The following is a 12,367-nucleotide window of genomic DNA, read 5'->3' as shown; positions in this document are numbered from 1 at the left end:
CCTATTAGGCACCAAATGTCTAAATTTTGATAGATATTATATTGTAATGCTGTTATCAGTTTGTGTAAACAATTGGATGATCGGTTTTTTCAGCTATTAAATCCAACTCAAAATCGTCTAATAGTTGACCACCTATCACAACCTCTTTCAGTTCGTTCATTAGCTTTTCAACAATCATCTTCATTTGGTTTACCTTCTCTGTATCAATTTTTGCAAGGCTGTGATGTACGCTCATATTATAATCAGCAAAAGAAAATGGATTGGTATAAAATTGCTCAAAAAGATAGTTGAACTTATAGATGTCCTTATTAGCGTAGATACATAATTGCCAAAGGGCTTCGCTCGTCAAATAATTAGGCAGATAGAAAGTTTTAACCAATATGTAGGTTCTGCAAAAAGACAGGAAAAACAATGAGAATAGATTGGATATGCCTTGATAGTTTTCTTTCTCCCCTTCCAACAGCTTGTAAAATTGCACTACGCTTTCAAGGGTATTTTTGCAGTGAAAATACAGTTCATTGTGTTGTGGATGGTGAGGCATTTGCCAATGCGGCTCGGGATGGTATTGATCTGAAGAATACATCAGATGTTTGGTTTGCATAATGAAAACAAAGAAGCTTTGGTATTGGTATAGATTCATTTGAATCCAATACCGATCATGACCAAGCAGTAAAAAACCATATTGATCTCCAAACCTGCTTTTCAAGGATTGGGTAATGGATTTTAGTTTTTCATTATTCACATTTGAACCAATTAAAAGTAGGTAATAGGTTTTTACTTCTCCGTATGTTGTTTGATGAAATAAATAGATTTGTTCGAGTTCGGTGAACGTGAGAATTCTCTCTATCGCCTTATCAAGTATTTCATCGTTGGGATATTCTTTTATTGGAAATACATCCTGATCAACCTTGTATATTTTTCCATACTGCTTTTTGATCAAATGTTTCAGCTCATAGAATCGAGCTTCAATGAATGTAAACAAAGAATCTTCAATGATGCGTAATGATTCATACATTTCGGTATCGTAAATCAAATCATCTCCTTCAATTGCTTTTTTGGCTTTGGCGAAAAGTTCGGTTATAAAGTATTGATGACTATTCTTCTTGACAAAATAGGATTTGAGTTCTGGAATATAAATCAACAAGTTATTTATTCTTTGATTCAGATTGATGTCACTTGTCCTGTTTCCGGTATATAATTCCTCCAAATATTCAAGGTCATATTCGATCAGTTTTTCAAATGAAGTGAAGATACTGTTGTACGAATCTTCAGAAATCAGTCTTTCGATCTGCACCCGACGAATCTCGTGATCGTGATGGAAAGAATCTTCATATTGATTGAACTTTTTATGGTATTTTTTCCAGCCTCTCTCGATCACTAGTGGTGAACTTGATTCTTCATGCTGATAGATCAATGATGATTGATGACAATGGTATTCGATAAACGGATGACCTTTGGAAAATTGATAGTCGATTCTGGAATAATCAATAAAATAAATATATACTTGATATTGTTCCCTAAATTCGGCGACCCATTTTTTAGCTTGTAATTTCACTACATCTGCATATTTATAGACCTGAACCAGAATATGTGATTGAGTGGATTTCTTTTCTTTTTTATAGTATACCTGAACAATGGAATAATCTTTTACAAGCTGATCTAATGTATTTTCCAAAAATTCATTGGCAAGAACTGAAAATGGAGATTTTTTTTGCGTTTTCATGGCTGATTATTTTTAGATTCATAACTTCTATGGTAATATATAAAGATCGCTTCAATAAATAAGCGAGCCAAGACAAACCAGACCATCATATCGATATGCTCATCCATTTCAGGATCATTGTCAAATCCTATAGTCTGTTTCAATACAAAATCAGGGTCTTTCATCTTTTCCTGATACTTCTCAAAGTAATTTATCCCTACTATTGATAGCACTAAAAGAAACAGTTCATAGATACATTCCTCGGAAGTGATTGCATTTACTATGTATTTGATACTGTCAAATTGATTCAAATCATCAACTTTGGATTGGCTCAAATTACCATTATCATAATCAAAGTAAAAATGAATGAGTAATAACAGGCAGGACAGCAGTCCTGCCGTCTTGACATCCTGCTCACTTGCATTATTGATCGCAATCTTTCCTGATAGCAGCTTTTCTAATGGGTACTCCTGAATCAGATCGGGATAGTTTTCGAGTAGTTCTGTAAGGTTGGGATTATTCAGTTGGTCTCGAAGTCGGAATATTCCAAGTTCCAGATCTTCTTTTTGAGAATTCCGAACCAGAATATGTAAAGCCATCTCAGCCTGCTCTTTTGTTTTTACAAGCGGTTTCTCCTTACTAAAGTGTGTTCTATTTTTCATATCAAAAATTTTATCTTTAGTAAAGTTGAAAAAGGAATAAGGGATAATCTATTCCTCAGAGGGATATATTATGCTCACCTTGAAAGGTTTAGTATTTAGTTTCTTCGATTCTTCTTTCTCTGATCATTTGTGCAGCATCAAGCATTTTGAGGATATGGATAAAAGGAGTGACCATATTTTCTTGCGAGTCGTCGGAATATGCTCCCATCGAGAAATAAATAATAGTTGTGAGAAAGTTTTCAAACTCATTCAACGTAAATTCTTTGAAAGCCTTTTGAAAAACCAGTAGAGGGTTATTGTATTCTTCATCAGATAGTACTCCTAGTAACAAGTATGATCCGGACTCAGGAGCTTCATTAAGTTTGAGTTTTTTCTTTTTTAGCTGCAACAGATAACTTGCCCGAAGAAATGAACGGAGGGAAAGATAAAAGTAAAAAATAACGGATGGATCTTCTACCATCAAAACTTTATTTTTTCCTGAATAATCCATCACCAGAAACAAATAGTTTTTCACTGCGCTCACATTATCTATCTTGAAAAATTCATCTATTAATTGCAAGCAATTGTACTTTCTATACCCTGCCCAAAACTGGGATTCAAAATCTATGATAGTCTTTTTCATGATGCATACATTTATATGATCACGAATTACAGTCATCAAAAACAGATAATCTATACAGAAACCGCATATTATATCTTTAAAAAGGGATATTTTACCGGATATTTTTTTAACTTTACTCTTCAAACATTGTAACAGAATGGCTCTATCTTTAAGCCTTCAAAAATTTGACTACTCATGGAACACAAAATACATCAGGGAAGAAATGTGAAAAGATTCAGAGAAATGCTGGGGATTAAGCAGGAAGCATTGGCTTTTGATCTGGGAGAAGACTGGAATCAAAAGAAAATTTCTCTGTTGGAACAGAAAGATGTCATCGAAGAAGATCTTCTAAAGGCAATTTCTAATGCGCTGAAAATTCCTGTAGAGGCTTTTCAGAATTTTGATGAGGAACAAGCTATCAATATTATTTCTAATACTTTTCATGACGAAGCTTTCATTGGTAATTCTGGAGGAACATTCAATATCAACCCAGTACAGGAAATTATCAAACTTCACGAAGAAAAGATTGCTTTGTATGAAAGAATGTTAAAGGAGAAAGATGAAATGATGGCAAGACTTGAAAAGTTAATCAACAAATAAAAAAATGAGTAATTTGGGATAATTACTTTTTCCTTGATACGGCTCAACTATGATGGTTGAGCCGTATTTGTTTATTGCTGTATGAATGACTGAAAGGAATAGTTATTTCAAAAGAAAAAAAGAGAAAAAAGAAAGTCCATTTTCTATTGTGTAAGATTTTCAAAAGCAAGTTTATGATGAAAAATACGACCTGCAAGGTGGAGATTTTTTAGCATATCCTTCAGGACTTGAACTTGTCTTTTTCAAAATATGAAACTATACCTTTGATTTCTTTTTATGATTTTTTGTTCGTCTGATTTATAACCGTCTTCTCTTTTTCTTCTTTTCCGGAAGGATGATTTCATCAGAATGATTGTAAGTAAGATTATGATCAAAATTAAATAAGGAAAATACTTCGTTTACCATATCCTTTTCTTTTAAAAGTTCTTCAAAAGCAGAGAGAGGAATTTGGTTTTCTACAGAAACTTTTTGACAGATTGTATCAACCAGTCCAATCATATTTTCTTTGCTCGTTTTAAATAGTTGTGGCTGTTTCAGCTTTTCAAATTGCAGAGCTTTTATCAAAGTGTCTTTTACTGACCGTAAATATTGCTCTCTTTCGGAAAGGTTAATGGCAGTACTGGAAAGTACATTGGATAATTTATTCTTGAGTCCTGCTATTTCTTTTTTAAGACTTGCATTTCTTTCCTGTAATTCTGAAATGAGTTTGTTTTTTGACTGTAAGATTTCTTTAGCCTTCATCAATTGAATCATATATGATTTAAAAACTTTCTCATAATTATCAATTGTTTTATCTGTTTTAATTCTGTTAAATCCCAAAAAATCATTTTCCTTCACGATAAGATCTTCAAATTTTTTGGAATCTATTTCAGTTTTCAAATCCTTGATTTTATCTTGTAACTGAAGATATTCTTCTTCCTTTTTTTGAATTTTAAATTCAATAGCTTCAAGTCTTCCTTTTGATCCTTCCACTCCTCTTTCCATATCCAAACATTCAGCCGTAATATCCTGCATTTTTGAATAATGGAAGGACTGATGTTTTAATGTTTTCCCTGTTTCTAAATCCTGCCAGTCAGCTACTAAATGAGCATGGTAATTTGCTTTCCATTCTTTAGTTCCCCTATCAAAATGTCCTTCGTCCTTATGGATTGCAATCTGAAAAATTCTGATGCTGAGTTCTTCTTCCAATCTTTTGGAAAGTTTATGCAAATCCTGCATGGTCGTATTTTCTTTAATGACAACCACCGCTTCACGAATTGGCATTGCGTTTTTCTGTAATTTTCTACCCGATTTTTCTTTGCAGTAGGCTTCTATTTTATGAAGTCTACCTGAAAGTTTTTCTTCCGACCAGTATTCGTTTTTTCCTGTTAAATCTTTTCGGATATAATCAAAGGTTTTTCTTCGAAAGTTGTGGGCTTCGGAATCGGATTTTACTGCTTTGAAATTGATGGAGGTTTTCATTTTGATGTTTTAGAAAACCTCAAAATACTTGTCCATTTTACAGCAGTTAAAATATTTGTATTAGGTGTCTTTGTTTGGCATTGTAGAAAAACATCAAAATGATTAATAAAAAAAGCCCCGACACGGGGCTTTTTTTAATTATTCCAAACTTTATTGAATTCTTCATTCGTGATAAAATCTGATTTATTTAAATTAAGACCATCAATAGATTGGTCATATAAAAATGTCAATACTATTCTGAAGCATTGTATCTATTTTTATTGTTTCCAACGAGTAGTAACAACATTACTTTCAATTATTTTACCAAAACAAGTGCTTTTTTTTGTTTTTAAATAAATTTTTAATTCATAGTCCTTATCAAATAAAATCTGATATGAATTATATATATAGTTTTTAACATTAAATGAAAAAGGGTTAAAAGGAATTACAATTTTAAAAACTTCCATTGGTTTAATTTCAATAATCTCATTTTTTTCTATATAACCCGAAAGTTTTTTTCCTTCATTTATAATTTGAATTTCATTTTCTTTTAATTCTGCAAATCTATTTGTAAATTTTACTTGCCGACCATTTTGTTTAACTTCTATCAATGGTTTTAAAGAAGTTACCCTCTTTGAAGAATAAGGTTGAAAGTCTGTTTTATCAATGGGAATTACACATTTTTTATTTGTATTATTTACTAATTCAATTTCAATATTTTTAGTAAGATATTCCCCATCTGTAAGTTTTAGTGATAGAGTACTCTGTGAATATATATTTATAGTCAGCAGAATAATTACCCAATAAATTTTTTTGACTATTCTCATGGTATTTTGTATTTATTATTTAACATATTTAAATTTTTCAATAACATTTCATAAGCTCTTGTTCCAATATTACTTTTAGTTTCCACATTTAATCTTTCTGAGTAATATTTAACAACTCCTAAAACATTTACACTATTCCCTTTCGCATCTTGATACCCTACATTATTCATCCATGTATAAGAACGATATTCACCATACAATGAAATAGCTGCCGTACCAACAGTAGTTATACCAAAAACATCTCGTAAACTTCTATTAATATAGTAAGCATCATGTAAGTGCAACATTTCATGTCCTCCAGTAAAGGCAAGCTGTAATATATTAGATATTTGTTTCATATCAAAAGCAACTATATTAGTTCCTTGTAAATATTCACCTGGAAATTGAGTACCCCCGTTTTGAAATTTAATAGATCTTTCAGTTGTAAATTTTTCGAATAACCTTTTTAACTCAGGTACTTTTTTAACTAGTTCATAAATATCATCAAATTTAGCTTTAGTATGGGCAGGATCGTCCCATCCCGCATCTATTAGTTGTTGTTTTAAACTTAAAACAAATCCAGCTTGCATATAAGACTCAATACTACCTGCTGTAATTCCTAAATTATCCATAAGTTCACCAATAGTTGCTCCGCCTCCGCCGCCTTCACCATCGTTACCTAACCCCGTATTCACAATCATCATTCCGCTGCTATCTGCATATAACTTCGGCATGTATTCTTCATCTACTCCGGATCTTTGTAAAAAACTTGCTACAGAACTACCGGCGTTGTAGGTACTTAGATTATCCCAAGATTGCATCCCATCAGGATCTGTAAATCGTATCGGGTTATTATTCCCATAATGGTATGGAGTGAACCTTCTTGCCTTTTCTGCCAGAGGATCAATACCCCCCCATCTTCCGATGTCAGACATATACATTCTTGCCCCGTAATCACTCCAGCCGGTTTCTCCCTGCAATTCTTTACCGTTGTACTGGTATTTATAAGCAGGATTTCCTACTCCAATGGCAGGTGTTTGTCTTAAGCCAAAAGGATAGTAATTGTTTTCTTCAAGAGCTTCTGCGCTGCCACTCGTTGTATTTCGAGTGTAACTAACACGTACATTCCCCAAATGGTCGGTATAGCTGTAAATATACTTATTATTTTCAAAATTATAATAGCCCTCCGAAGTGGGAACAAACTTTAAAGAAGCTACTGCCATAGGATTCGCCAAGGTAGCATCTCCTTCGTATTGAAAACCATCCAGATAATCTGTAGTTTTTGTAGCCAGATATTCATTAGTTCCATCTTTATATTGATGCAGTTTTTTCAGTTTCACCCCATCTGCCCTGTATAAAAAGGTAGAATTCACATATAATGCTCCTCCTCGGCTTGCCACAGCCTGATTGAACTTAACATATTTCGGAAGATTCAGAAGATTATAATCAATCTGTAATATCCCTTTATCAATATGATCTTTCATATTTCCGTTGTCATCATACGCAATGGTATTTCCTGAGACATCGGGATAGCCTGCATAGTTTTTGGAACTGTCGGTTACCGTCAGAAGCCTGTTTCCTGCATAAGCATAGGTAAGGTTATCAATTTGCTGGGCAAAACCACCAGAGTTTTTCTGGTTTCTCTGAAGACCAGCAATATTTCCGTTGGCATCATAGCTCATGGTTTCATTGTAGAAACCATTCTGAGGAATCGTGGTTTCAGGTTCCTGGTACAATCCTGCCAATAATCTGTTGTACTGATCATAGCGATAGCTGTATTTTTTCAGGAGGTTATCATTGGTACTTTTCCAGATCATTTCGGTGATGTTCCCATTGTAATTGGCAGGCGCCACTGATGCATCGGAAGTAGAAGCAAATTTCAACTCGTACCCGAAAAGCTTACCATTCAAATTGGAAGGGTCATTAACCTTGGTTACCGTCCCTCTGATATTGTAAGTATATTCAACATCCTGAATCCCGTTACCTACTGATTTTTTGGAAACCTGCCCAAGTTCGTTATATGTATATTCCGCAAGAAGCTCTTCGTTGTTGCCGTTGACCTGATGGTAGTGCTGTCTTACTCTGTACTGATCGTCATAGGTAAACCTTTCTTTGATAACGGTTTCATTACTTGCATTTGTTTTTTTATGAAAGGTATTGGCACGCAATACCGCTCCTGAAAAATCAAGCTCTTTTTCGGTGTTGGTATAGCCTCCTAAATAGTTAATATTCTTACTTCCAATGGGTCTCAGCAAGGCATCGTACCAGATATGGGAAGCAGACCAGCTGTCATCATCCAGATTTTTAACATAGGATGAAGTCGGCATCAACTTCAGGTTCCTCATACTATTCACTCCATTACTGGAAAATGACTGCGTAGTATTCGTCATGTAAAACGATAATACTTCCGTAAGTAAAGGATAGTTACCTCCTCCCAGGCCGCTGAAAGGATATGTATCGTAATAATTAACTGAATAAGGAGTAAATACTGCAGAAGGATAAGCGGTATTGGTATAAAAGATCTCCTGCCCGTTCAGGGTGAAAGCAGTCGTACTTCTGCTTTCATTATTCAGTTCTTTTGCATTGGCATTACTTTGCTCCTGCAATCTTGTACTTCCTGTAAACTGCCCGGTATACACTACCCTTCCATATTTATCATAACGGGTAAACAGCCATGTGTTAGGATGAGCAGGATTATTTCTCATATTGGTATCCTGAGAGGCTACCAGACGGTTCTGACGGTCATAGACCATATATTCCCAGCCTTTGCCCGGAAGCTTTTTTTCTACGAGCCTGAATTTATTATCATACACATATCGGTAGCAGAGATCATCCAAAATCTGACCTGTTATGGTATTGCTGTTTATTGTGATCTGTTGATCGGCCTTGGGAGAGATCACAAAAGCAAGCTGCCCGTAATTATTATAGATGTAATATGTATCTAACTTATCGGCTCCCTCTCCTTTTCTCAATAAGATGGTTTTCCCTTCAGAATTTTTAAAGTCTGTGGTGATGTTTCCGTTTTCATCGGTTACTCTGTTCTTAGAAAGCTGATTGGCATTATAATAAGAGACATTGCTAATATTGGTGGTAAGGGTAGCATTGCTCCAGGACACCGAGGTGTTGTATTTCTTTACCTGATCCCCTGTTGTATTGGTGAGATACTGCATCTTGGTAGTATGTCCCGTTGCCATCGCCCATTCAGTTCCGGGACCGGCTACTTCGAGTACCCTGGCCAAAGGAGAGCTTTCCAGCTTTTGATCAGAAAATGCATTGGCACCTCCGTAATAACTGTTCACCGTATTTTCATCTGTGCCATGTATGCCCGAATTGGCAGTAGCCACTGGAACGGGTAACAAAGTTTTGGTAGCCCTTCCCTGTTGGTCATACACTACAGGTACTACCAAATCTTTTCCCAGAGGGGTTGCTTTTACCTGAATGACTTCTTTGGCTCTTCCCAACCCGTCAAAATACTGTACGGTTTCTGTTTTTTTACTACCGTCTGCAGAAAGATATACTTTTGTAGAAACATAATTTTCGCTGGCTGTTGGTATCTGTGCCCAAATGCTTTGTGCTACAAACAACAAAAGGAATAGAATTAATTTTTTCATGATGATGGTTATTGTTTGTAGTTATACTGATATTCTTTTATGATGTTTCCGTTGACATCTACTGTCTTCAGCAGCCTGTTGTACGAGTCGTATTTGTAAAGCTCCATGATTCCGTTAGGCGGTATAGCCGTCGTAATTCCTATTAATGGATTATGGGTATAACATGTCACCATAAAATTCTGAAGTGAAGCATCACTTTTAAAGGTATTCAAGGCACCGATCAGGGCATTCTCCTTTGCTTCTTCTGTTGCTGGTAATGCATCCCCATCTTCATTGGAAGCATTCACGATAGCTGTGATAAGCGCCGTAGGAATATCCGAAAGCTTAGCGCCTTCTATTTTCGCAATAGGCAACGTTTTATTATATCCATAAATAATTGTTGTCGGGACTCCCGTAGAGCCTACTTCCGGAAATGAGGTGTACTGAACCGGGTTCCCTTTATCATCATAAAGATCATACGAGATGTTTTTCACAGACTGCGAAAGATCATCCGGCAGGTAGCTTATCTGAGAGGTAGGATAAAAGTGTGAGGTATCTTCATACAGGGTTTTACCCTTAGCAATCACCACTCCGTTTTTCTTGGTCTCGGAAGTAATGACCCTGTCTCTTACATTGGCCATCCAAAGCCGAAGATCACTTGCTTTGGAGTAGGTGTAATTCTCTTCCATTACATCTCCTTCGGGAGTGGTGGTTTTTTTGTTGATAATATTAAGATCTTTAATATCTCTTGTAGATTCTACGGTAGTAGCAATCTGGTCTGCTCCTGCAAATGAGGTGGAAAGATTCACCTGCTTTCTGATCACTGAATTTTTTACCTGAGTGCTGGAAGAATAATTATTGAGCAGATAAAAGTCTCCCACAGGATAATATTCAAAGGTATTTTCTTCCTGTGCTACCTTTGTATGGGCAGCATCATACATTTCTCTTTTCTCCAGAAGCCCATATCTCAAAGTGTTGTAATGCGCAATATTATCCCCGGTAAAATTACCGTCCACATCTACGTTTTCAGGAACGTCTTCCAGTCTTTTAAAATAATATTGTGTATAGCCTTTATTGGTACCTACCGTTTCTGTTACGTTTTTATAAACAACCGGGTTATCCCCCTCCAGGTTGTAGAGCCTTCCGCTGGTCAGGCTGGTATTATCAAACAGCTGATAAGAGTAGCTTCTGGTTTCGGTAGGAATAACGACCTCATGATCCAGAAATTCAATCTTTTTTATACGGACTCCGTTTCCTGTGCTGTAATTGGGTAAAGGAAGAGATTTATAACGTATTCTCTTTACGTTCACCGTACCTGCCCCTCCCGTTCCTATGAACTGGTAGGTATTGGTGCCCGGCATAAAGATCTCGTTACCTGCATTGTCATAAACCCCTGAAACCAATTTTACATCTGCGGTGGGAGTCATACCTGGATCCCACGCTGGGCTATCGGTATACAGAACATCCACATTCACACAGTACATCAGGTAGCTCGCGCCCTGTGCATCATCCGGATTGGCACTCAGCTGGAACGTACCGCTGTAGCCATTATGACTGTCGAAACTGAATGTTCCCACATCTTCCAGAATCTGCGCATCGCGGTCCTGTAAAGTGTAGGGCGGAATATAATTGGTACTCCAATCCAGTGTAAAGGGATCAAAGATATTGGTTTTTTTCACGCCATAGGTATTGGGCTCAAATTCATACCGGGTCTTTCCACCTGTAGGATACTGTATGGTACTGAGTAAGCCGATCCTCAGATATTTTGGGTTTTCATCTTCATTGGGTAAGCAGTTGCATGCAAGATATGACCAGTAATTCTGGCTAAAAGAGCTTGTGTTGTACTCAAAACTGGTTTGTTCAAAGAGATCACCCGTACCATATTTTCTTACCGAACGCAGGATTCTTTTCTCGTACAATCCGGTATCGGAGCTCTCCGGTACACAGGAAGAAATACTGAGGTCATGGTATATATAGCTTCCAAGCTCATTCTGAAGGGTATATTTCTGAATGGTTTTTCCGGCTTTGTTTTTCAGATCAACGCGTTGCAGCCAAAAAGGATCAGACATCTTCTTACGTAAAGAGGTGTCCAGGTTGTACGTCAATTCAATAGAACCATAGTCGGGTGAAGTGATCTTACTCAGCTTCAGACTTTTTACTCTTATTAATGAAGCGGGATTCAGAAGGTAATTATCTTCAATATAATCAAATGTTAAAATATCAGCCTGCTGCACATCTTTCACTTTAGATAAATAATAAGCAGAGGTATAATAGGTAGGGGTAGACTGGCTTCCCGAATAGGCTTTATCCACCTTATCAAATAAAAACTCATTTCCTGACGGATCTATAATTCGAAAACTGTTGCTGGCTTCTGTATAGGTAATCTGGAGTTTATCATACGTAAGAGGAAAAACGGTCTTCACTCCCTGATCATCAGGTTTTAGCAAAAATTTCCCATTTCTACCCATAAAGCTATAATAGTAGGCATCGGTAGGAATACCGTTGTAAGGATTGGTTTCCCTGTATATCAGGCAGCTTCCCCCATATAAAGACCATCCTGATCCTACATCTGTTGCCTTACTTCCCTTGAAGGAATTATTGGGGTGATAGGAAATTCCGATATTGATCCCTACCGACGGATTGCGGGCCGGTAATGAAAAAAACGGGATATTGATATCCGGAATCCCTGTGGATAAAGAAACTGGGGCATTCACAAAGCTTGTGACCGAAGCTGCCGAAGGCGCCGCCATATAGCTTTCTCCGGTCTGGGAAGCCAACCGCCCGGCACATAAAATAAATAGAAGTAATGGTATGTAATGTATTCTTTTCATCATATTTATTTCTTAATCAGTTTAGCATTCGCCGTTTTGTTCGTATCTGTTTTTATCGTAATCAGGTAAGCCCCCTGTATCAGAGGTTGCGTATTGATCTTCGTTACCTTATTCTTTGTTTTTAAACTCTGAAGC

8 protein-coding genes are annotated in these 12,367 nt (G+C 36.4%); 1 reads left to right on the top strand and 7 read right to left on the bottom strand.

The genetic code is table 11. The features are described 5' to 3' along the window. Positions 1-55: 55 nt before the first annotated feature. From JI747_RS16865 to JI747_RS16855, 3 genes are all read right to left on the bottom strand, one after another. Positions 56-1,723 (bottom strand): hypothetical protein, encoded by a 1,668-nt coding sequence (locus tag JI747_RS16865; protein WP_225690048.1) that lies wholly within the window; start codon positions 1,721-1,723, stop codon positions 56-58. Further along, the gene (locus JI747_RS16860) at positions 1,720-2,364 is read right to left on the bottom strand and encodes a hypothetical protein (RefSeq protein WP_225690047.1); all 645 of its coding nucleotides are present in this window, start codon (positions 2,362-2,364) and stop codon (positions 1,720-1,722) included. The genes JI747_RS16865 and JI747_RS16860 overlap by 4 nt, the downstream gene beginning before the upstream one ends. An 88-nt stretch (positions 2,365-2,452) precedes the next feature. After that, a complete protein-coding gene (locus tag JI747_RS16855) occupies positions 2,453-2,986 on the bottom strand; it encodes a hypothetical protein (protein WP_225690046.1) in 534 nt (177 codons plus the stop codon). 174 nt (positions 2,987-3,160) lie between these two features. Here JI747_RS16855 and JI747_RS16850 point away from each other — a divergent pair, with 174 nt between their 5' ends. Continuing rightward, a complete protein-coding gene (locus JI747_RS16850; protein ID WP_225690045.1) occupies positions 3,161-3,565 on the top strand; it encodes a helix-turn-helix domain-containing protein in 405 nt (134 codons plus the stop codon). Positions 3,566-3,862: 297 nt separating this feature from the next. Here the strand turns inward: JI747_RS16850 and JI747_RS16845 are convergent, their stop codons facing one another. The 4 genes from JI747_RS16845 to JI747_RS16830 form a co-directional block, all read right to left on the bottom strand. Next, on the bottom strand, positions 3,863-5,026 hold the full coding sequence (locus JI747_RS16845; protein ID WP_225690044.1) for a hypothetical protein: 1,164 nt from the start codon (positions 5,024-5,026) through the stop codon (positions 3,863-3,865). 257 nt (positions 5,027-5,283) lie between these two features. Continuing rightward, positions 5,284-5,832, bottom strand: coding sequence for a hypothetical protein (locus tag JI747_RS16840; protein WP_225690043.1), 549 nt, complete (start codon positions 5,830-5,832; stop codon positions 5,284-5,286). Further along, on the bottom strand, positions 5,829-9,422 hold the full coding sequence (locus tag JI747_RS16835) for a DUF6443 domain-containing protein (RefSeq protein ID WP_225690042.1): 3,594 nt from the start codon (positions 9,420-9,422) through the stop codon (positions 5,829-5,831). The genes JI747_RS16840 and JI747_RS16835 overlap by 4 nt, the downstream gene beginning before the upstream one ends. An 8-nt stretch (positions 9,423-9,430) precedes the next feature. Next, on the bottom strand, positions 9,431-12,235 hold the full coding sequence (locus JI747_RS16830; protein ID WP_225690041.1) for a hypothetical protein: 2,805 nt from the start codon (positions 12,233-12,235) through the stop codon (positions 9,431-9,433). Between the last annotated feature and the right edge of the window lie 132 nt (positions 12,236-12,367).

Source organism: Chryseobacterium tagetis, from assembly GCF_016735585.2.
GTDB lineage: Bacteria > Bacteroidota > Bacteroidia > Flavobacteriales > Weeksellaceae > Chryseobacterium > Chryseobacterium tagetis.
Note: the sequence above shows the minus strand (reverse complement) of the source record. Positions and strands in the feature narration are given on the sequence as shown.

Excerpts from the sequence above, each read along its gene's own strand:
- JI747_RS16830 (WP_225690041.1), bottom strand. The coding sequence starts at position 12,235 with ATGATGAAAAGAATACATTACATACCATTACTTCTATTTATTTTATGT.
- JI747_RS16850 (WP_225690045.1), top strand. The coding sequence starts at position 3,161 with ATGGAACACAAAATACATCAGGGAAGAAATGTGAAAAGATTCAGAGAA.
- JI747_RS16845 (WP_225690044.1), bottom strand. The coding sequence starts at position 5,026 with ATGAAAACCTCCATCAATTTCAAAGCAGTAAAATCCGATTCCGAAGCC.
- JI747_RS16855 (WP_225690046.1), bottom strand. The coding sequence starts at position 2,986 with ATGAAAAAGACTATCATAGATTTTGAATCCCAGTTTTGGGCAGGGTAT.
- JI747_RS16840 (WP_225690043.1), bottom strand. The coding sequence starts at position 5,832 with ATGAGAATAGTCAAAAAAATTTATTGGGTAATTATTCTGCTGACTATA.
- JI747_RS16860 (WP_225690047.1), bottom strand. The coding sequence starts at position 2,364 with ATGAAAAATAGAACACACTTTAGTAAGGAGAAACCGCTTGTAAAAACA.
- JI747_RS16865 (WP_225690048.1), bottom strand. The coding sequence starts at position 1,723 with ATGAAAACGCAAAAAAAATCTCCATTTTCAGTTCTTGCCAATGAATTT.
- JI747_RS16835 (WP_225690042.1), bottom strand. The coding sequence starts at position 9,422 with ATGAAAAAATTAATTCTATTCCTTTTGTTGTTTGTAGCACAAAGCATT.